The organism is Gordonia sp. NPDC062954 (assembly GCF_044543825.1).
GTDB lineage: Bacteria > Actinomycetota > Actinomycetes > Mycobacteriales > Mycobacteriaceae > Gordonia > Gordonia tangerina.
In genome coordinates this window covers 82,459-103,364 of record NZ_JBITWL010000007.1, presented here as the reverse complement: position 1 = coordinate 103,364, position 20,906 = coordinate 82,459, and the positions used below count along the sequence as shown (strand labels likewise).

Below are 20,906 nucleotides of genomic sequence, written 5' to 3'. Positions count from 1 at the left end.
CGGATCCCGGTCGTCGCCTGCTCACTCGTTGCGACGGTACGGCTCGCAGCCCGGTGGGGCCTTCGGTGCGTCACGCTTGCGAAGTTCGGGTATCTCCTTGGTGACCGGATGTGCCTCGTGCAGGGAGAATTTCTCGCCGTGATGGGCGAGGTCGATCGAGGGGCCTGACAGCAGCCGATAGGTGGCACTGTCGCGATCCATCGCGACGACGATCTTCGAGTCGCCGACCGCCATCCGGAACGACAGGTAGGTGAGACGACTCGGCAACCGCGGCGCGAAGGTGATCTGGCCGCCGAAGTCACGCATCCCGCCGAACCCCGCGACGCAGTCGGTCCACGCGCCGGCCAGCGCTGCGATGTGCAACCCGCTCGACACGTTGTTGTGCAGATCGTGCAGGTCGGTGAACACCGACTCGCACATCAGGTCGTAGGACAGGTCGAGGTAGCCGACTTCGGCGGCGACCACCGCCTCACAGCACGCCGACAACGACGAGTCCCGCACGGTCAACGGATAGTAATAGTCGAAGTTGCGCAGCTTCTGTTCCGGGGTGAACGCCGCCCCGAACATGTACATGGCGAACACCAGGTCGGCCTGCTTGACAACCTGTTTGCGGTAGAGGTCGTAGTACGGGTAGTTCAACAGCAGCGGGTAACGCCCCACCGACGACTCGAAATCCCATGCGCCGAGCAGTGTGAATGATTCGCACTGTTGATGGACGCCGAGGGCGTCGTCGAACGGGATCGACATGTCGTCGGCACAGGACTCCCAGTGGGCGGCCTCGGCGTCGGTCACCCCGTATTCGCGCGCCAGGTCGGGTCGTCGGTGCACAGCGGCCACCGCATCCCGAAGATTCTGCTGCGCAGCCAGATTGGTGAACACATTGTTGTTGACCACCGCGGTGTACTCATCCGGGCCGGTCACGCCGTCGATACGAAACTTGCCGTTCACGTCGTGGTGTCCCAGACCCGCGAACAGCCGGGCGGTCTCCACGAGCAGTTCGACGCCGCACTCGGTCTCGAACTGCTCGTCGTCGGTGGCGCGCAGATACCGGGCCGTCGCGTTGGCGATGTCGGCGCTCACGTGCACGCCTGCCGTGCCCGCCGGCCAGTACCCCGAGCACTCGTCGCCGTTGATTGATCGCCATGGGAACATGGCACCACGTTGTCCCAGTTCGGCCGCGCGACTCTTGGCCTTGTCCATTGTGGAGTGCCGCCAACGCAGCTCCTCGCCGGCCGCGGCGGGCACCGTGTAGGTGAGCATCGGCAAAATGAAACTCTCGGTGTCCCAGAAGGTGTGGCCGTCGTAGCCGGGACCGGTCAGGCCCTTCGCCGGGATCGAACGGGACTGGCCGCGCGCACCGGCCTGCAGCACGTGGAACAGCGCGAAACGCACCGCCTGCTGCAGTTCGGGATCGCCGTCGAGTTCCACGTCGGCGTCGCGCCAGAAGTCCTCCAGATACTCGATCTGGTCGGCTTTGAGTGCCTCCCAACCGGTTTCCATCGCCATCGCCAGGGCGGCGTCGACCTGCGCGCGCAGGGCCGGTACCGATCTGCGCGCCGACCAGCCGTAACCCATGTACTTGGTCAGCGACAGCTTGGTGCCCTGCGGGACGTTCGCCGCCACGGTCAGGCGGGCCAGGTCGTCGTCTGCGCGGATGAAGGCGTCGGCGCGGTCGGGGAACTCGATCTCGTGATCCATTCCGGCCGCGATGTGCAGACCCGACTGCTTGGTGTGGTGAACCAGCATGCCCCAGTAGTTGCGGCACGCCGAGAGGTCGGAGACCAGCGGGGCCTCGAGCGCGGCCGCGAGCCGGGGATCGTTGCCCGGCGCCGGCACCGGCTCGTTGGCGAGCAGGTCCGACTGCAGCACCAGCTTCATGTCCTCGTCGATCGGCTCCACCTCATAGTGGATGGCAGCGATGGTGCGCTTGGTGAAGGAGACGAGCCGTTCGGAGCGGATGCGGACCGTGCGGCCGGTCGGCGAGGTCCACAGGGTGTGCCTGCGCAGTGTGCCCGTGCGGAAATCCAGCGTTCGTTCGTGTTCGACGGTGCGGCCGTAGCGCAGATCCATCGGCTCGTCCTCCACGAGCAACCGGATGATCTTGCCATCGGTCACGTTCACCACGGTCTGCCCGGATTCCGGGTAGCCGTAGCCGCTTTCGGCATAGGGCAGTCCGCGCAGCTCGTAGAAACCGTTCAGATAGGTCCCCGGGTGGTCGATCGGCTCGCCCTCTTCGAACGTGCCTCGTAAACCGATGTGGCCGTTGGACAGTGCGAACAGCGTCTCGGTGCGACCCAGCATGTCGACGTCGACGCCACGCCAGCGCAGCTGCCACGGGTGGACGTCGAACCCGTGTTCCATGGCGCCCGGGCTCACGCGGAGACCAACTCGTCGAGATCGGTCACGACCCGGTCGGCACCTGCCGTGCGCATCGCTGCGGCTTGTCCGCCGCCGACCCGGTCGATCGCGACGACATAGCCGAACTTTCCGGCCACGGCCGCCTGCACACCGGAGATCGCATCCTCGAACACCACGGCCTCATCGGGGGTCACCCCCATGAGTTCGGCGCCGAGCAGGAAGGAATCGGGCGCCGGCTTACCGCGCAGTCCGCGCGACACGATGTCGAGGCCGTCCACCCTCACCTCCACGAACTTCGTCAGGTCGGCCGCATCCAACACAGCTGCTCCGTTCTTCGACGACGTCACCACGGCGATCCGCAGGCCGGCGGTCCGGGCTGCTTCGAGGTATCGCACCGACCCAGGGTAGGGATCGACACCGTTGGTCTCCAGGGTCGACACGAACATCGCGTTCTTGCCGTTCCCGATCGCGGCGACGGTGTCGTCATCGACGTCGTCGATCCCGCGCGACCGCAGGAATGCGCGCACACCGTCGTCGCGCGGTCGGCCGTCGACGTGGTCGAGGTAGTCCTGCTCGGTGAACGGTTCGAAGTTCTCGGGATCCCGTTCGGAGAGGAAGGCATCGAACGCCTGCTTCCATGCGTCGCGATGCAGGACGGCTGTGGACGTCAGCACACCGTCGAGATCGAACAGTGCGACCGAGGTGCTTTCTGGCAAACCCAACACCCCACGAACGCTACCTGTCCGAGCGGGTGCTGGCGCGCTGTGCGCGGGTATTCGGACTCAGCGCACGTGCGGGCCGTGACTCAGGCGGAGGAGGCGGCGGTGTCGGAATCGATGTTGTCCCAGAAACCGATCGACTCCAACCGCTGCACCAATCGGTCGCGCGCGTCGGCGAATTGGGTGTGGATCTCCTCGCGAATCGCTCGGGTGTCGCCCGATCGCAAGTAGTCGATCAGGCGGCGATGACTGGCGACCGCCTCGTGCCCCCACTCGGTATCGCGGGCGTAGAGGTCGTAGGGGTTGTATTTGCTGGCCGAGAACACGAACCACGCGAGTTTCTTGCTGTTGGCGGCTAGGTTCACCTGACGATGGAATGCGTACTCCCGATTGAGTACCTGCGCGTCGTCACCGGTGTCCACCGCCAGCTCCAGCTGATCGACGATGGTCTGCATCTCGGCCAGATGCACCCCGAGTTCAGAGTTGTCGACGGCGTGGCAGGCCAACCGTGCGGAGAGTTCGGCCTGGATCCAGAAGATGTCGATGATGTCGCCGCGATTGAGCGGCTCGACGATGAATCCGCGATGTGGCGACGATCTGACCAGGCCCTCGCCGCGCAGGGTCACCAGCGCCTCGCGCACCGGCGTGACACTGCAGCCGAGCGTGGACGCGGTGTCATCGAGGCGGATGTACTCGCCGGGACGGAGGCTGCCGGTCATGATCCGGTTGCGCAGATGATCGGCCACCTCGTCGGTGAGCTGGGTGCGGCGTAGCGACACGCGACTCATGCCGTCTGCTGCCCGTCGCGGGAATCGTGATCCACGAACTTCTCTTTCACTCGTGATGCCGCCGTCGTGCATCGCCGTTGCGCCCGTCGTCGCCCGGCGACCACGGGTCCATCGACAACGGTACTTTTTCCGGCGCCCGAATGGGTGATCGAGTTCGGTGGGTCGTCGAGATCTGCTGGATCGATCGAGGACTGCCGGACATAGCGCCCTTTGCAGGGCCGCCCGGTGTCAGACCACCGACCAATCGTGTTTGATGCGAAGGCGCAGGTCGCGCATCAGCAGGCGGTTCCCGCCGAACCGGATCGGCTTCGGCAACGCGCGGTTGGCGGTGGAAACTGTCGCGAAGAGTCGGTTGAAACGTCGTTGGTCTCGCGCGCTCCACTCGAGTCCGAGTTGCTCGCGGAACAGCGGCGGAAGGGTCCCGATCGTCAGGAAGCGCAACAGCGGGGCGAATGGGACCCGAAGCGCCGGACTGATCATCCGCAGGTCGATTAGATCGTTGAGGAACCGTTTCGTCGTCTCGTCGATGGCGACGCGACCGCTGGCGACGTTCCAGTAGTGATCGAATTCGGTTCGGGTGGCCGGCCACATGTCGTCGGGCACCTGCAGCGTGGTCCCCAGAGTCTTGGCCGATTGGTAGAACTCCTCAGCGTCGGCCGGGCTCATGATCCCGTGCAGCAGTTGATGGGTGTCCTCGATCCCGACGAACAAGCATGCCGCGACCCACATCTGGAGTTCGCGATCGAATGCGTTGTATGCCACCGGGCTCTTCTCGTCCGAGCGGACGTGTCGATGGGCGGCATTGACCGCGTCCCGGAAGGCCGCTTTCTCCTCGTCGTCGCCGAGGATCGCCACCGACAGGTACTGCGCGGTGGTGCGCGCCCGTTTCCACGGATGTTTCATCAGCGAACCGGACTCGACCTTGCTCTCCATCACGCCGTAGGCGACCTCGGGCCACCCGAGCTGCATGACCACATTGGCCGCTGCGCCGGCGAAGGCCCAGAAGTCGACCGCCTCCTGAATTCGTGCAGGCTTGCGACCGGTGGTCACCCGTTGCCTACGCGCGGGGATCGTGATCCGCGTCTGTGCGTTCGTCAGCTCCGGTGTGGTGTCCGCCATGGACGCCAGATATCGCCCCGACATGATGTGGCCCCCCTGTTCTGCATACCGCACAGTCACCCCGACCGTGACTGTGATCTATGTCGCGTACCTGGCAGGTTATCCCACCAGGTTTCATATATGAAACCTGAAACCGCGAAACCGGCCATCGGCGCTGGATAAAGAACTGGATGTGCGATGGCCGGATCGTGAGGATGGAGCGATGACGACTCGTCGCTTCGCTCAGGTGGATGTCTTCTCGACCGTGCCCGTCCGCGGCAACCCGGTCGCGGTCGTACTCGATGCCGAGGGGATGACCGACGAGCAGATGGCCTCGTTCGCGCGCTGGACCAACCTCTCGGAGACGACGTTCGTGCTGCCGCCGAGCGATCCCGCCGCCGACTATCGTCTGCGCATCTTCACCCCATCCGGTGAACTTCCGTTCGCCGGGCATCCCACCCTCGGCTCGGCCCACGCGTGGCTGGAGGCCGGCGGCGTGCCGAGTGGTGACCGCATCGTGCAGGAATGCGGCGTCGGGCTGGTGTCCATCCGGTCGGAGCAGGGTCGACTGGCGTTCGTCGCCCCGCCCCGCATCCGCTCCGGACCCGTCGACGAGGCGACGGTGCGGTCGGTGGCTGATGCGCTCGGCCTCGACCCCGACGAGGTGATCGCGGCCGAATGGGTCTCCAACGGCCCCGATTTCCTGGCATTGCTGCTGCCGTCCGGGGGCCGGGTGCTAAAGGTCAGACCCGACATGGCCGCGCTCGGCACACACGACGTGGGCCTGATCGGCCCGTACTCGGGCGGTTTGCCCGACGAACCCGAGGTGCTGTTCGAGGTCCGCGCGTTCGTTCCCGGTAGCGGCATTCCCGAGGACCCGGTGACCGGGAGTCTGAACGCGGGCCTGGCCGTCTGGTTGCGCCAGGCAGGCCGTGCGCCCGCCGGCTACGTCACCGCTCAGGGCACCGCGCTGGACCGGGCAGGGCGCGTTCACGTCTCCGACGACGGTACCGACATCTGGGTGGGCGGTGCGACCACCACGGTCATCGCTGGCACAGTGGTGCTGTGAGCGAGACAGCCGAGATCGCCGACGCGGAAGCCGCCGGAGTCGCCGCTACCGAGAGCAACAAGGCCGCACGCAAACGTCGTCGGCGGGAACCACCGCCGGACCCGGTGCCGCTGCCGGGGCTGGTGGACGCACACACCCACCTGGCCGCATGCGGCGGCCGCGACCCGGAATCGGTGCGCGCGATCCTCGATCACGCCGAACAGGTCGGCGTCGGGCAGGTGATCACGGTCGCCGACGACATGATCGATGCGCGGTGGGCCGTCGAGGCCGCTGCATGGGACCACCGGGCGTTTGCCGCGGTGGCCCTGCACCCGACGCATGCCGGCGAACTCGACGACGACGCGAAGGCCGAACTCGAGCGGATGCTGGCGGACCCGAGGGTCGTCGCAGTGGGGGAGACCGGCCTGGACCACTATTGGCCGAGTCGGTCCGACGACTGTGCTGCGCCCGATGTACAGGCCGAGGCGTTCCGGTGGCACATCGACCTCGCCAAGCGCACCGGCAAGCCGTTGATGATCCACAACCGCGAGGCCGACGCCGATCTGCTCGACATCCTCGCCGCGGAGGGGGCGCCAGAGACCGTGATCATGCACTGCTTCTCCGGTGACCGAAACGTTGCACAGGAATGCGTCGATCGCGGTTACGTCCTGAGTTTCGCCGGCACTGTGAGTTTCGCCAACGCCGCCGAACTGCGTGTGGCCGCCGAAATCGTGCCCGATGAGCAGGTCCTGGTAGAGACCGATGCGCCGTTTCTGACGCCGCATCCCTATCGTGGCCAGCCAAATCAGTCCTATTGCCTGCCGTATACGGCCCGCGCGCTGGCCGAGGTCCGGGGTGTCGACGATGCGGCGATGGCGCGAATCCTGGGCGCCAACGCACGACGCGTCTACCGACTGCCTTTGCGGTAATCACGCCCGTTCGTTATCGTATTGTGATCCCGCTGCCTGGGGGCAGCGATTCCGGCCAGAGAGGGCTGTGCCGTCCGGGGGTTTCGGGGTCGCTGATGAGCGCAGTGCGGACGCAATTGTCCCCGACCAGGATGTTCCGCCTTGTCTCTCCTCGCCCACATCAACAACTCGAAGTCCACCCGTGCGCGGGTCGCTGTCGGCGCCGTGCTGACCACCCTCACCGCGGGCGGCGTCATGGGTGTCGTAATGCACAAGGACGTCGAGCTCAACGTCGACGGTCAGGTCCGCAACGTCTCGACCATGTCGATGTCGGTCGACTCGGTGCTGCGGTCGCAGGGTTTCGACCCGGAGTCCGGTGACCACGTCTCCCCGCCGCTCGACGCCGGGGTCGGTGACGGACAGACCATCACCTTCAACCGGCTCAAGGAAGTGGCCCTCGACGTCGACGGGCAACGGCAGATGGTCGAGACGACCGCCGCCGACCTGGATGACCTGCTCACCGAGCAGGGGCTCACCGACACCGCCACCGACACGAACTTCCCGAGCGGCAACGCGTTGCCGGTCGACGGCGCGGTCGTCGACGTCACCACTCCCAAGCCGGTTCGGCTGACCGACGGCGTGACGAGCTTCCGTCCGGTCGTCGCGGCCAAGACCGTCGGTGAACTCCTCGCCGAGACCGGCAAACCATTGTCCGGTGACGACGAGGTGGAACCCGCCGCCGACACTCCGGTCACCGAGAACATGAAGATCACGGTGACCCGTATCCGCACCGCGGACTCGACCGTCACCGAGGATGTGGCCCCGCCGGAGATCGAGAAGGAGGACCCCAACCTGGTCCGCGATCGCAAGGTCGTCGTCAACCCGGGCAAACCGGGTGAGGCCAAGGTCACCTATTCGGTCACCACGGTCAACGGCAAGGTCGTCAAGCGCGAGAAGCTCGACTCCGAAATGCTCACCGAACCACTGGCCGCCACCGTCCGCATCGGCACCAAGCCCGGCGCACCGTTCGTCCCTTCGGGTTCGGTCTGGGATGCGCTGGCGCAGTGTGAAGCCACCGGCAACTGGGCGATCAACACCGGCAACGGGTTCTACGGCGGCGTGCAGTTCGACCAGAACACCTGGGAACGGTGGGGTGGCACCGAGTATGCCCCGCGTGCCGACCTCGCATCCCGCGAGGAGCAGATCGCCATCGCCAAGAAGACCCAGGCAGCCCAGGGGTGGGGCGCATGGCCGTCCTGCTCATCGAAGCTGGGACTGCGCTGAGCGACTCACCACGCCTCCTCGGGCCCGCCCAGATCCGCACACTGGCCGCGGAGATCGGGGTGCGCCCCACCAAGACGTTGGGGCAGAACTTCGTCCATGACGCCAACACGGTGCGGCGCATCGTCGCCGAGTCCGGTGTCGGCGTCGACGACACCGTTCTCGAGGTCGGGCCCGGCCTCGGGTCGCTGACCCTGGCGTTGCTCGGCGCGGCCGGGCGCGTGGTCGCCGTCGAGATCGACCCCGTCCTCGCCGCCCGGCTCCCCGCCACCATCGAGGAGTTCGCACCGGTGCAGGCGGATCGCTTCACCGTCGTCACCGCGGACGCCATGACCGTGGGGCAGGCCGATCTCCCCGTCGCCCCGACCGCGCTCGTCGCGAACCTGCCCTACAACGTCGCCGTTCCGGTGCTCCTGCACCTGATGGCCGAATTCCCGACCATCGCAACTGCTCTGGTGATGGTGCAGGCAGAAGTGGCCGACCGGCTGGCCGCCGGGCCCGGTGGCCGGGTCTACGGGGTGCCGAGCGTGAAGGCCCGCTACTTCGGTACCGTCCGCCGCGCCGGCGCCGTCGGACGCAACGTCTTCTGGCCTGAGCCGAAGGTCGAATCCGGCCTGGTCCGGATCGATCGCACCCAAGCCCACCCCGACGACCCGGGAGTGCGGCGCAGCGTGTTCGCGGTGATCGACGCGGCGTTCGCGCAGCGCCGCAAGACGATGCGCTCGGCGCTGGCCGGCTGGGCCGGCGGCGCGGTGGAGGCGGAACGACGACTCCGGGCCGCCGGCATCGATCCCGGCATCCGTGGTGAACGCCTCGACATCGACGACTTCGTCCGGCTGGCGGCCGTCGACGCCTCCTGATCGCCGCGTCGGCGTCCGCGACCCGCGATGCCCTCTCGATTACCCTGATTACCTGTGTCTCGAGCGTCGTTGTCGGTGGTGTCCGATGCGGTCACCGTGCGGGTGCCGGCCAAGGTCAATCTGCACCTCGGCGTGGGTCCGCTACGCGATGACGGATTCCACGATCTGGTCACGGTGTATCAGGCGCTGTCGCTGTATGACGATGTGCGGCTGAGCCCCGCCGGTGAGCTCCGGGTGACCACCCGCGGGGAAGGGTCCGCCGACGTACCCGGCGACAGCACCAATCTCGCGGCCCGTGCGGTGGCCGAGGTGGCGCGGCGCGCCGACCGGAGCCCGCGGGTCGCCATCGACATCGACAAGCGGATACCGGTGGCCGGCGGAATGGCCGGCGGAAGTGCCGACGCCGCCGGCGCCCTGGTCGGGGCCGTGAATCTGTGGGGACTGGACATCGGGCGTGACGAACTCACCGAGATCGCGGCCGGTCTCGGTAGTGACGTGCCCTTCGCCCTGCACGGTGCGACGGCGTTGGGAACCGGTCGCGGCGAACAATTGATGCCGATCCTCGCCCGCGGTGAATTCCACTGGGTGCTCGCGATCGCACGATCGGGACTGTCCACGCCCGCCGTGTACCGCGAACTCGATCGACTGCGGGACAACCGCGCCGACACCGATGTCGCGGCGCGGCGACCCGATGACCTGATGGCCGCGCTCACCTCGGGCGATCCGCATACCGTGGCACCGCTGCTGCACAACGATCTCCAACCCGCCGCGCTGAGCCTGCAGCCGGTACTGCGGCGCACCTTGCGCGCAGGTATCGATGCGGGTGCGCTCAACGGGATCGTCTCCGGGTCGGGGCCCACCTGCGCCTTTCTGTGCGCCGACGAGACGTCGGCGGTCGACGTCGCCGCGGAACTGTCCGGTGCCGGGGTGGCTCGTGCGGTACGCACCGCCACCGGGCCGGTCCCCGGTGCCCGGATTCTGTCGGCCTGACCAGTCAACTGCCGAAGACGTTGATGGCGTTGCCGTAGGCGCGCAGCGAAGCGACGGATCCGTTGTATCGGTTGAGATCCACCGGAGTGGACACACCGGGTAGTCGACCCGAGCTGGTGAACTGCCAGAAGGTCCATGTCCGCCAACCCCCACGGGGCATCTGCGGTGCCGCGGCGCCGTTGTACGAGGCGATCCACAGCGGGTGGTCGGCGAACTCCCGGGTGGCACCCATCGCGGTGTTCCAGAAGTTCGGGTAGGTGTAGAGGATCGTCTTTCGCCCGGTCAACGGCTCGAGGACAGCGAAGAACTCGCGGACCCAGGCGGCCAGCGCGCGCGGGCCGAGGCCGCCGGAGTGTTCGAGGTCGAGTACCGGCGGAAGGTCCAGAATGCCGTTCTGGCCGAGCACTGTCGCGGCATAGAAGAGTGCCTGTTGTCCGGCCGGCCGGCTCGGATCGGCGTAGTGGTAGGTGCCGCGGATGAGACCTGCAGCGCGAATCGCCAGACTGTCGGGCACGAAATGCGGGTTCACGTACCACGTGGACTCGGTGGCCTTCACCATGGCCATCTGCTGTCCGGAGGCGCGCACCGCGAACCAGTTGATGGCCGCGCCGTCGGGATGCTGATGACTGGACACGTCCGGCCCTACCTGTGGGGCGGCACCGGCCTGCGGCGAATCCGTCATCGCAGCGCAGAGTCCGACGGAGGCCGCGGTCACCGTGGCCACGATCAGTCGCCGGAGGATCACGGCTCCACGCTATTGCATCGATGCAGGATCGCGCAGAATGTTTGTCGACTGGATCTGATGCCCGGGCGGTGTCGCCGGTCACCGAGGGTCCGTTGCTAGGGTCATCCGAGTGGCACCCGCAAATCCCGTCGCGCTGATCAACGCGGACCGAATCAGCAAGAGCTACGGCATCAAGCCGTTGTTGGACTCGGTGTCCCTCGGCGTTCACGAAGGCCAGCGGATCGGGGTCGTCGGACTCAACGGTGGTGGCAAGACCACGTTGCTGGAGATCCTCGGTGGAATCACCGAACCGGACAGTGGGCGGGTCTCACGCGCCGGCGACATCCGCGTCGCCACGGTGACCCAGCGAGGTGAGCTGCCGGCCGGCGCGACCGTGTCCGACGTGGTGGTCGGCGGACCGCAGGTCGCAGTCCACGAGTGGGCGGGCGATCCCCGGATCCGGGGCATTCTCGCGGGCATCGGCGTCGATGAGCTGCTCGATTCCAAGGTCGACGAACTGTCCGGCGGGCAACGCCGTCGGGTGGGACTGGCAGCCGCGCTGATCTCGGAGGCCGACCTGTTGATCCTCGACGAGCCGACCAACCATCTCGATGTCGAGGGCGTGCAGTGGCTCGCCGAGCACCTCGTGGCGCGCCGCAGTGCCCTCGTCGTGGTCACCCACGATCGGTGGTTCCTCGACACCGTCGCCACCCGGACCTGGGAAGTGCACTCGGGTGGCGTCGACGAGTACGAGGGTGGCTACAACGATTGGATCTTCGCGCGCGCCGAACGATCCCGGCTCGCCGACGCCGCCGAAGAGCGTCGCCGCAACCTCGCCCGCAAGGAACTGGCCTGGCTTCGACGTGGACCGCCCGCGCGTACATCCAAGCCGCGCTACCGGATCGAGGCCGCCGAACGGCTCATCGCCGACGTCCCGCCGCCGCGGGACAGCGTGACGCTGTCGGCGTTCGCCAAGCGCCGGCTCGGACGAGTGGTGGTGGAGCTGGAGGACGCCCGGATCGCCACACCCGCCGGTGAGACGTTGGTGGACGATCTGACCTGGCGGCTGGCGCCCGGCGAGCGCATCGGCCTGGTCGGGGTCAACGGTTCGGGTAAGACGACCCTGCTGCGCGCCTTGGCCGGAGAGGTCGACGTGGCCCCCGGGCGCCGCGTCGAGGGCACCACGGTGACGATCGGATGGCTGCGCCAGGAGCTCGACGACCTCGACGAGGACCAGCGGGTGCTCGACGCGGTGGAGGATGTGGCCACGCGGATCATGGTGGGCGACAAAGAGATGTCGGCATCGCAGCTCGCCGAACGGCTCGGGTTCAGCCCGGCGCGGCAGCGCACACCGGTGGGCGATCTCTCCGGCGGGGAACGTCGACGCCTCCAGATTACGCGGGTGTTGATGGCCGAGCCCAACGTCCTGCTGCTCGACGAGCCCACCAACGACCTCGACATCGACACCCTGCAGCAACTCGAGGACCTGCTCGACAGTTGGGCGGGCACCTTGGTCGTCATCAGCCACGATCGCTATCTCATCGAGCGAATCTGCGACAGCACGTGGGCGCTGTTCGGCGACGGCGCGCTTACCAATCTGCCCGGCGGCATCGAACAGTATCTACGGCGTCGTCGCGAGATCGGTTCCACCGCAGCACGCCCCAAGAAGTCGTCCGCGTCGGAGGCGGATTCCGTAGACGTCGGTGCGACGGCATCTGCGGTGGCCACGCCGACCGTCAGCGCCGCCGAACACCGCGAGGCACGCAAGACGATGAATCGTCTTGAGCGCCAGATGGATCAGCTCACCAAACGTGAGGAAAAGCTGCACGTCTCGCTGGCCGAGGCGGCCACCGATCCCGAACGCCTTCAGGAGCTCAACTCCGAACTGCGTCAGGTGGTTGCCGACAAGGAAGCTGCCGAGGCCGAGTGGCTCGACGCCGCGGAGAAAGTCGAGTGAGCGCCGGTGGTCAGCGACGGATGGCGCCGTTGACCATCGCTGCAATCGCCACGGCGCCTTGCTGGTTGATGTGATAAGGGTAGGCCAGACTGCCGTTGGACAGTGAGCTCTCATACCAGGGGGCGATCAGATTGCACGGGTCGTGACCGGCCGATCGGCGGTTGGCGTCGATGAATGTCCCGCCGACCGTGGACGTCGCCCGCCGCAATGCATCACCGGCGCGGTCGAACACCCGATTCATCCATCGGACGTCGGGATCACTGATCGGCACCATCGGCCAGCAACCGTGACTGCCCATGAACCCGCCGATGCCGACGACGATGATCTGGGCGTGGGGCGCCTTGGCGCGGATGGCCCGCAGCGCGGGGCGCACGCGGTTCTCCATCCGCGCGATCCGCCATCGAACCTCGTTCTCGAGGCGCGGATTGTGTCGACACCGACGATCGTTGAGCGGTGTCGTGTTGCAGTGGACCAGGATCGCACCCCAGCGCATGTCGTTACCACCGATGCTGACCGTGATGACCTGTGCATCACGCGGTACCAGGTGTGCTTGGGGTGGCTTGGTTCCACGGTTGGTGCGTTGGGTGGTGCGGTAGAGATCCGGCGCCTGCGCGCCGGCACACGAGGTGTCGATGAACCGGCGCGGTAACGTCATCACCGCGACTATCGCCGGATAGTTGAACGCCGAGCGTTTGCAGCCCAGGAAGTAGTCGGGGGTAGGGGAGAAGAAGCCGCCGGACGCGCGGGAATCGCCCATCGCGACGTAGGTGCCACCCGTGTAGCGAGCCGGTGTCGCATCCGCCGCCGGAGCCACCACGGTGCTCAGACCGGTCAGCAGCACGACCGCCAACAGCATCGACGTCAGCACGAGGCGGGCTCGCCGCCTCCCGGCCGGGATGGTGGGCAAGTGACGAGAAACCATGTGTGGTGCAACCCCCTGAATGTTCTTTGGGATTGTAGGGGACATCACTTCGTTCGCGCGGCCGTAATCCGGATCCGCCGCGGGGTCACACGGTTCGCAACGCGTCGCACCGGTGGGCGAATCGCGTGATCATCGCGGCCGTCTCGGCGGGCTGGATCAACGGGAACAGGTGGCTGGCCCGCGGAACCACGTGCACCTGCGCCAGCGGTGAGACAGAGGCGAAGCGCCGCTCATGGATGCGGAACTGGTCCCAGCCGCCGTTGAGAAACTCGATCGGACCCGGATACTGTGCGACCTCGCTCAGCGCATCGAGATCGGCCAGGGCGTCGACGACATCGCGAATGGAGTGCAGCGCAAGGCCGCCGGCCTCCATGTCACGGGCGACCTGACCACCCACGGCCATCCGGGTCAGGGCCTTGCTGATCGCCGCCGCCTGCCGGGGCAGGACGCTCGTCGCGGCGCCGAAGGCGCGGAAGGGGGAGGCGAGCAGACGGCTGGGCTGCGCGGTCGCGCACATCACCACCAGTCCGGCCACCGCATCGGGGTGGCGGCCGGCCGTGGCCATCGCGACGTAGCCGCCGAGCGACATACCGGCGACCACCGCAGGTCTGCCGAGTGAATCGATGGCGTCGAGCACCGCCTGCACCGCGCCGTCGATGTCGAATCGTTCGTCGGCTCGCGTTCCGTGCCCGGGGAGATCGGGGGTGGCCACCGGGCGGTCGGTGATACCGGCCGCGATGCGGTGGAGGGCCGAGCCGCTGACTCGGAGTCCGTGGACACAGACCACGGGAGTAGGTGAGACTTCCTGCGCTGCGCTCATCGGAGGCCAGTATGCCGTGGGCGTCACGGCTTGTCGCGGCCGGCGGGCCGCTCGACGCTCCGGTCGATGCCGATCCGGTCCAGGAACCCGTGGTCATGCGACACCACCAGCAGCGCACCTTGCCACTGCCGCAGGGCCGCGACGAGCTCTTCGGTGGTGTCGACGTCGAGGTTGTTGGTGGGCTCGTCGAGTATCAGCAGTGCGGGGACGGGATCGGCCAGCAGCGACATCGCCATGGCCACCCGTAGCCGCTCACCGCCGGACAACTCACCGAGAGCTCGGTCGGCACGCTTGCCGCGGAACAAGAATCGGGCGAGATGCGCGCGGATCGTCTGTTCGTCGACCTGCGGGTGCGTGACGGCAATCGCGTCGGCGATGCCCTGCCGGGGGTCGGCGAAGGTGATCTGCTGCGGCACATACGCATACGGAGCCAGTATGCGTCCATCGGTGATCAACTCGGCGATCAACGTGGTCTTTCCCGAGCCATTGGCGCCCACCAGCGCGACCCGCTCCGGTCCGTCGATCGTCAGCTGGTCGTCGTCGACGATGCGGGCCCGGGTCGCCACCTGCGCCACGGGCATCACGATGCGGGCGGTGCGGTCGTCGCGCACCCCGTCGCGTGCGGTGTCGAGTCGCTCCGATGCGGCGGATACATCGTCGCGGTGGGCGTTTCGCAGCTTTCCCGCCGACACCTGTGCGGCGTCCCGGCGCAGGTGGGCGACGATCTTCGGTACCCGCTTCTCCCGTTCGGCCGTGGCGGCCGTTCGGGCCCGCCGGTCGAGCTTGATCTGCGCCTCCTTCAGTTCACGGCGCTGTTTGCGCAGGTCGGAGGCTGCGTTGGTGACTGCGGCCTCGGCTGCCTGTTGCTCGGCGTCGAGGGTCTCTCGATACAGCGAGTAGGGGCCGCCGAACACGCGTACCGAGCCCCGATACAACTCCAGTGTCGAATCGGTCCGTTCGAGTAGCTCGAGGTCATGGCTGACCGCCATGACCGTGCCCCCGAATCGGTCCAACGCGTCGAAGAGGCGGGCGCGCGACGGTGTGTCCAGGTTGTTCGTCGGTTCGTCGAGCAGCAAGATCGACGGGCGTCGGATGAGCTCGGCGACGATCGCGAGCAACGTCGCCTCTCCTCCCGACAACGAACGGACCGTGCGATCGGTGTCGGTGGGCAGCCCCAGCGCGTCCAGGCTCGCTGCGACCCGTTCCTCGATGTCCCAGTCATCGCCGACGACCGCGAAGTCGTGTTCGTCGATAGAACCGCTCTCGATGCGTCGCAGCGCGTCTCGGATGGCGTCGACGCCGAGCACCGCGGCGATGGTGCGTTCGGGTGCATCGTGGGGATGCTGCGTCACCACACCGACGTCTCCGGCCACGGTGACGCTGCCGGTGCGCGGCACGAGGTCGCCGGCGATCAATCGCAGCAGGGTGGACTTCCCGGCGCCATTGGCTCCGACGAGTGAGCAGACCCCGGTGGGGACGTGCATCGTCAGATGGTCGAAAACGACGGTGCCGTCGGGCCACGCGAACGAGACGTCGGACAGGGTGACGGCCGGCGACGGTTGATGGGTGGATGCGGTCATGGAGAGCTCCCTGAGGTGGTGAACGGTAGCCGGCGTGGCGTGATGAGCACGCGGGCGAGTCGGGCCGACCTCAGCGGTTCATGACCGGTGAACACTCCTCGTTGTCGGTGGTGGCGTGATGCCGATGACCTCACGATAGCGCCGCAGGTCCGGAAGACGCCAACTCTTTTCTGCCGACCGAGACGCTAACGTGGCCGATATGTCGTTCATCCGCACATCGATCGTCAACCGGGTCGGTGAGATCGTTCTCGACCGGCCTGCCGCCCTCAACGCGCTGGATCAGACCATGATCGACGACATGTACCGAGTGTTGTCGGACTGGGGAGACGACGACGGCATCGACACGGTCCTGGTCACCTCGGCGAGCGAACGCGCTTTCTGCGCCGGCGGCGACATCCGCGCGATCCGCGACCATGCGCTGGCGGGACAGGCAGACGCGGTGAGCCACTACTTCGCGAGTGAGTACCGGCTCGATCAGCTCGTGGCCGAGTATCCCAAGCCGTATGTGGGTGTGATCGACGGCGCGGCGATGGGGGGTGGACTCGGCATCAGTGTGCACGGAGAGGTACGCGTGGTGACCGAGAGGGCGGTACTCGCCATGCCGGAGACCGCGATCGGGTTCGTCCCCGATGTCGGTTCCACCTACTTCCTGCCCCGGCTACCGGACGGAGTGGGCATGTGGCTCGGGCTGACCGGCTCACGGATCGGTGGCGCCGATGCCGTCGAGGTCGGTATGGCAACGCATTTCGTCGATTCGGCAGAGATCGACGACGTCACCGAGGAAATCCGCACCGGGGTGCCGCTGATCGATGTCCTCGGTGGTCGGCGGCATCGTCCGGCCGCGGAGTTGCCGCTGGCCAAGATCAAGGAGTACTTCGTCGACGACAACGTCACCGGCATCGTCGGCGGTTTGCGGGGTGCCCTCGGCGACCCGTGGGCCGAGCGGATGGTCGACATGATCGAACAGGCGTCACCGACGAGTCTCTGGGTGACCGCGGCAATGCTCACCGCCGGTGCGCATTCGGTGCTCGACGAATGCCTGGAGCGCGAATTGCATGCCGCCGAGCAGATCACCGCGACCGCCGACTTCGCCGAAGGTGTGCGCGCCGTCCTCGTGGACAAGGATCGTCGGCCCCGATTCGATCCGGCATCCATCGATGACGTCGATCCGGAATCGGTGGCGCGCATCGTGGGAGCGGCCTGAGCCGCTCGGTCACGGCGTCGTCTCGAACCACCCCGAGAGTGTCACACTGGCGTCGCTGACGGTGGTTTCGGTTTCGGAGTCCTCGTCGATGTCCTCGTTGGGTGCGAACGGGTTGCTGTGCGATCGTGTGGCCGCCGAGCAGGTGAAGGTGCCGGCGGCCCGCTCCGACGACATCGCGGTGACCGTCAGCTGACATGTCGCGGAGTGATAGTACGTGCCCCCCACCGTGACGCCGACCGACGAATCGATGGGGGCGTCGAGCGGGCCCACACGCGGACGAACGCCGCCGATCGGTGGCAGGACGCCACCGGTGAGGTCACCCACTAGTAGTTCCAGCTGTGCACCGTCGTCACCCGGTCCGGTGAACACGAACAACAGGCTGTCCGGCGGCACCGACGGATCGGCGTTACCCCACTTGGTGAATCCGTAGCAGGCCGATCCGGCCGCACCGTCGGCACCTGTGCCGGCGATGGCTACGTGCATACTGCCGGAACGGAACTCGAGATCATGGCCGGCTCGGTCGATTCGTCCCCCGGCCGGTCGTTCGCGGCATTCGGCGGCGTCGACCGGGGCAACCGCGGCCGTGGCCGGTCTCGAACTCGATGGGCCGTCCGGGTCGTGATCGCCGGACCCGCATCCGGTGAGCGGACCGAGCGTGACCGCCGCGGCCGCAAGCGCGATCACCGGTGTCGAAACCCGTCGTGCGGGCTCAGTCCGCAGCGGCGACAAGGGGTTCGAGCATCAGGTCGGGATGTTCCTTCTGGATGAACTGCAGTCGCCACTTGTCGCTGAACAGAGCCAGGAGCGCTCCGTCGGTGCGAGTGAACACCTCAACTCCGCGTTGGCGGCCGAGATCGGCGGCGCTGTCGGCGTCGGTACGCCGGGCCAATGAGTAGCCGAGCGGTTCGATGGTGGTGTCGACGTTGAACTCGGATTTCATCCGGGCCGTGACCACCTCGAACTGCATCGGCCCGACGGCGGCGAGGACGGGCGAGGCGTCGCCGCGCAGTTCGTTGCGCAAGACCTGAACCACGCCTTCGCTGTCCATCTGCTCCATCGCCTTGCGGAACTGCTTGTACTTGTCGGCGGTGTTGACGCGGATCGCCGAGAAGTGCTCGGGCGCAAACGACGGGATCGGTGGGTACTGCACCTTCGAATCGATGTACAACGTGTCGCCGGGTGCCAACGCCATCGCGTTCACCAGGCCCACGACGTCACCCGGGTAGGCTCGGTCGACGGTGGAGCGGTCCCGACCGAATACCGCCTGGGCGTACTTGGTGGCGAAGGGTTTTCCGGTCTGTGCGTGTGTCACTACCATGCCGCGCTCGAATTCGCCGGACACGATCCGCATGTAGGCCAGGCGATCTCGATGACTGGTGTCCATTCCCGCCTGCACCTTGAAGACCACGGCGCTGAACGGGTCGGTGACCGACCGAACCGATCCGTCGATATCGGCGCGACCGGCCGGGGGTGGTGCGAGTTCGACCAGCGTCTCGAGCAGTTGTCGCACACCGAAATTGAGCATGGCCGACGCAAAGATCATCGGCGACGTCTGGCCGGCCAGGAACATCTCCTGATCGTGGTCCTGGCCCATCTCGCCGAGCAATTCACTCTCCTCGAGCGCTGCCGTCCACTCGTCGCCCTCGCGTGCGGCAGCCGCGTCGCCGTCGAGGATCTCCTCCGGGGCCACCTTCGCCCCACCGGCGGTACGGGTGAAACGGATGTACTCGCCGCTGCGGCGGTCGAGGAGTCCTCGGAAGTCGCCGGCGATGCCGACCGGGAAGTAGAGCGGTGTGGGGATGAGGCCGATGCGTTCGGTGATCTCGTCGATGAGTTCGAGCGGCGTCTGGCCGGGCCGGTCCCATTTGTTGATCACGGTGATCACCGGGATGCCGCGATGGCGACAGACCTGGAACAGCTTGAGGGTCTGCGGTTCGAGGCCCTTGGCGGCGTCGATCAGCATGACCGCGGCGTCGACGGCTGTCAGCACCCGGTAGGTGTCCTCGGAGAAATCGGCGTGACCGGGGGTATCCACGAGGTTGATGACGTTCGGGACGTCGTCGGTGGAGTGCTCGGAGGCGTAGTTGAACTGCAGCGCGGTGGAACTCACCGAGATTCCGCGCGCCTTCTCCATTTCCATCCAGTCCGATACCGTCGACTTGCGGCCGGCCTTGCCGTGGATGGCGCCGGCCTCGCTGATCATGCGCGCGTGCAGCGCCAGCGCCTCGGTCATCGTCGACTTACCGGCGTCGGGATGACTGATGATGGCGAAGGTGCGACGCCGCTTCACCTCGTGGGACACGGTGGCAGCATCTGAACTCACCCGACGAGGCTACCGCCCGGCGCGCTCACCGGGCAAAATCGCGCGCCGGGTCCGAACATGGTTCGGTTCTCGCACGTCCACCGTGGTCGCGCGCACGACGCTGCGCGCGCGAACAAGTGGTGGACGCGCGAGGAAGGTGGTGGCTATTCGAACGGGACCGGCGGCATCTTGACGACCTGTGCGGCGTAGCTGAGGCCGGCGCCATAGCCGAGCAGCAGCGCGGTGTCGCCGGGCTTGGCGGCACCGGTGGACAGCAGTTCTTCCATGGCCAACGGGATCGACGCGGCCGAGGTATTGCCGGTGTGCTCGATGTCGTTGGCGACCGGAACCCCCTCGCGCAGGTGCAGCGTCTTGGCAAGCAGGTCGTTGATGCGCGTGTTGGCCTGGTGGGGGACAAAGACGTCGACGTCTTCGGAGCCGATCTTGGCGGCCTCGAGCGCGCGCTGCGCGACCTTGCCCATCTCGAAAGCGGCCCAGCGGAACACCGCAGTTCCCTGCAGCCGCACGTACGGCCGCTGGGTGCGGTCGCTGTCGAGGAAGGTGACCCAGTCGATGTCCTGGCGGATCGCGTCGAACTGCGAGCCGTCGCTGCCCCAGACGACCGGCCCGAGCTGCTGATCCTCGGTCGGCCCGACCACCACGGCGCCGGCACCGTCGCCGAAGATGAAGCAGTTGCTGCGGTCGGTCATGTCGAGCGTGACCGACAGCTGCTCGGCGCCGATCACCAGGACGTGGGTAGCGCTTCCGCCGCGCACCATGTCCGACGCCAACGCCATCGCGTAGCCGAAGCCCGCACAGCCCACGGTCACGTCGAATGCGGGAACGCCGTTGGCGCCCAGTTCGGTGGCGACCCTGGTCGCTCCGGCCGGCGTCAGCAGCAGGTGGGTGTTGGTGGCGAGGATGACCGCGTCGATGTCGGAACCGGACAGCAAGGCGTTGGCGATCGCTGTGCGGCCGGCGTGGACGGCCATTTCGGTAACATCCTCGTCGCGGCGGGCGAAGCGGCGGGTCTTGATGCCGGTCCGGGTGTAGATCCACTCGTCCGACGAGTCGATGTGTTCACAGATCTCGTCGTTGGTGACGACCCGTTCGGGCCGATAGGCACCGATGCCGAGCATCCCGATGTTGTTGATCCCGGTGGTGTCCGCGATGACAGCCATGCGTGTCCCTTTCCCTATGCGACCCGACATAGACGGTCTCACATTGCGGCCCTACTGGGAAGTAGCCCGTTCGTCGTTGCCGGCGTGTACACGGTGTTGCGGGGGACACGGCCGTGTGCTGGACGGGGAGCGGGCGGGTTTCGTGATCTCGATACGCCGCGGGCTC

The 20,906-nt window shown here is 67.1% G+C and carries 18 protein-coding genes; 7 read left to right on the top strand and 11 right to left on the bottom strand.

The features are described 5' to 3' along the window. Positions 1-21: 21 nt before the first annotated feature. The 4 genes from ACIGKQ_RS09645 to ACIGKQ_RS09630 all read right to left on the bottom strand — a co-directional run bounded on the left by ACIGKQ_RS09645 (position 22) and on the right by ACIGKQ_RS09630 (position 5,008). Positions 22-2,361 (bottom strand): glycoside hydrolase family 65 protein, encoded by a 2,340-nt coding sequence (locus ACIGKQ_RS09645; protein WP_235725361.1) that lies wholly within the window; start codon positions 2,359-2,361, stop codon positions 22-24. Between the two features lie 11 nt (positions 2,362-2,372). Beyond that, positions 2,373-3,083 carry an HAD family phosphatase gene (locus ACIGKQ_RS09640; RefSeq protein WP_235725309.1) on the bottom strand — a complete coding sequence of 237 codons (711 nt, stop codon included), beginning with the start codon at positions 3,081-3,083 and terminating at the stop codon, positions 2,373-2,375. A gap of 80 nt (positions 3,084-3,163) precedes the next feature. After that, positions 3,164-3,865, bottom strand: coding sequence for a GntR family transcriptional regulator (locus tag ACIGKQ_RS09635; RefSeq protein WP_266059731.1), 702 nt, complete (start codon positions 3,863-3,865; stop codon positions 3,164-3,166). Between the two features lie 228 nt (positions 3,866-4,093). After that, positions 4,094-5,008, bottom strand: coding sequence for an oxygenase MpaB family protein (locus tag ACIGKQ_RS09630; RefSeq protein WP_266059907.1), 915 nt, complete (start codon positions 5,006-5,008; stop codon positions 4,094-4,096). Between the two features lie 178 nt (positions 5,009-5,186). Here ACIGKQ_RS09630 and ACIGKQ_RS09625 point away from each other — a divergent pair, with 178 nt between their 5' ends. From ACIGKQ_RS09625 to ACIGKQ_RS09605, 5 genes are all read left to right on the top strand, one after another. Further along, positions 5,187-6,032, top strand: a complete 846-nt coding sequence (locus tag ACIGKQ_RS09625; protein WP_266059729.1) for a PhzF family phenazine biosynthesis protein — start codon at positions 5,187-5,189, stop codon at positions 6,030-6,032. Then, the gene (locus ACIGKQ_RS09620; protein ID WP_266059727.1) at positions 6,029-6,940 is read left to right on the top strand and encodes a TatD family hydrolase; all 912 of its coding nucleotides are present in this window, start codon (positions 6,029-6,031) and stop codon (positions 6,938-6,940) included. Before ACIGKQ_RS09625 ends, ACIGKQ_RS09620 begins: the two co-directional genes overlap by 4 nt. A 141-nt stretch (positions 6,941-7,081) precedes the next feature. Beyond that, on the top strand, positions 7,082-8,203 hold the full coding sequence (locus ACIGKQ_RS09615; RefSeq protein ID WP_396573406.1) for a transglycosylase family protein: 1,122 nt from the start codon (positions 7,082-7,084) through the stop codon (positions 8,201-8,203). Further along, on the top strand, positions 8,167-9,060 hold the full coding sequence (rsmA, locus tag ACIGKQ_RS09610) for a 16S rRNA (adenine(1518)-N(6)/adenine(1519)-N(6))-dimethyltransferase RsmA (protein WP_266059725.1): 894 nt from the start codon (positions 8,167-8,169) through the stop codon (positions 9,058-9,060). Before ACIGKQ_RS09615 ends, rsmA begins: the two co-directional genes overlap by 37 nt. Positions 9,061-9,114: 54 nt before the next feature. Continuing rightward, entirely contained in the window at positions 9,115-10,050 is a 936-nt protein-coding gene (locus ACIGKQ_RS09605; RefSeq protein ID WP_235725316.1) for a 4-(cytidine 5'-diphospho)-2-C-methyl-D-erythritol kinase, read from the top strand. A 4-nt stretch (positions 10,051-10,054) separates the two neighbouring features. Here ACIGKQ_RS09605 and ACIGKQ_RS09600 read toward each other — a convergent pair whose 3' ends face one another. Then, positions 10,055-10,795 (bottom strand): glycoside hydrolase family 25 protein, encoded by a 741-nt coding sequence (locus ACIGKQ_RS09600; RefSeq protein ID WP_372512275.1) that lies wholly within the window; start codon positions 10,793-10,795, stop codon positions 10,055-10,057. 109 nt (positions 10,796-10,904) lie between these two features. Here ACIGKQ_RS09600 and ACIGKQ_RS09595 point away from each other — a divergent pair, with 109 nt between their 5' ends. Next, positions 10,905-12,731 (top strand): ABC-F family ATP-binding cassette domain-containing protein, encoded by a 1,827-nt coding sequence (locus tag ACIGKQ_RS09595; protein ID WP_266059723.1) that lies wholly within the window; start codon positions 10,905-10,907, stop codon positions 12,729-12,731. Positions 12,732-12,741: 10 nt separating this feature from the next. Here ACIGKQ_RS09595 and ACIGKQ_RS09590 read toward each other — a convergent pair whose 3' ends face one another. From ACIGKQ_RS09590 to ACIGKQ_RS09580, 3 genes are all read right to left on the bottom strand, one after another. Beyond that, positions 12,742-13,587, bottom strand: a complete 846-nt coding sequence (locus ACIGKQ_RS09590) for an SGNH/GDSL hydrolase family protein (RefSeq protein WP_235725363.1) — start codon at positions 13,585-13,587, stop codon at positions 12,742-12,744. Positions 13,588-13,738: 151 nt separating this feature from the next. Further along, positions 13,739-14,473 carry an alpha/beta fold hydrolase gene (locus ACIGKQ_RS09585; RefSeq protein ID WP_235725318.1) on the bottom strand — a complete coding sequence of 245 codons (735 nt, stop codon included), beginning with the start codon at positions 14,471-14,473 and terminating at the stop codon, positions 13,739-13,741. A 23-nt stretch (positions 14,474-14,496) separates the two neighbouring features. After that, positions 14,497-16,053 carry an ABC-F family ATP-binding cassette domain-containing protein gene (locus tag ACIGKQ_RS09580; RefSeq protein ID WP_266059720.1) on the bottom strand — a complete coding sequence of 519 codons (1,557 nt, stop codon included), beginning with the start codon at positions 16,051-16,053 and terminating at the stop codon, positions 14,497-14,499. Between the two features lie 199 nt (positions 16,054-16,252). Here ACIGKQ_RS09580 and ACIGKQ_RS09575 point away from each other — a divergent pair, with 199 nt between their 5' ends. Then, on the top strand, positions 16,253-17,257 hold the full coding sequence (locus ACIGKQ_RS09575) for an enoyl-CoA hydratase/isomerase family protein (protein WP_396573402.1): 1,005 nt from the start codon (positions 16,253-16,255) through the stop codon (positions 17,255-17,257). Positions 17,258-17,266: 9 nt separating this feature from the next. Here ACIGKQ_RS09575 and ACIGKQ_RS09570 read toward each other — a convergent pair whose 3' ends face one another. The 3 genes from ACIGKQ_RS09570 to ACIGKQ_RS09560 all read right to left on the bottom strand — a co-directional run bounded on the left by ACIGKQ_RS09570 (position 17,267) and on the right by ACIGKQ_RS09560 (position 20,740). Continuing rightward, entirely contained in the window at positions 17,267-17,941 is a 675-nt protein-coding gene (locus ACIGKQ_RS09570; RefSeq protein ID WP_396573400.1) for a hypothetical protein, read from the bottom strand. 25 nt (positions 17,942-17,966) lie between these two features. Further along, positions 17,967-19,580 (bottom strand): peptide chain release factor 3, encoded by a 1,614-nt coding sequence (locus ACIGKQ_RS09565; RefSeq protein WP_235725322.1) that lies wholly within the window; start codon positions 19,578-19,580, stop codon positions 17,967-17,969. Between the two features lie 143 nt (positions 19,581-19,723). Beyond that, on the bottom strand, positions 19,724-20,740 hold the full coding sequence (locus tag ACIGKQ_RS09560; RefSeq protein ID WP_235725323.1) for a beta-ketoacyl-ACP synthase III: 1,017 nt from the start codon (positions 20,738-20,740) through the stop codon (positions 19,724-19,726). Between the last annotated feature and the right edge of the window lie 166 nt (positions 20,741-20,906).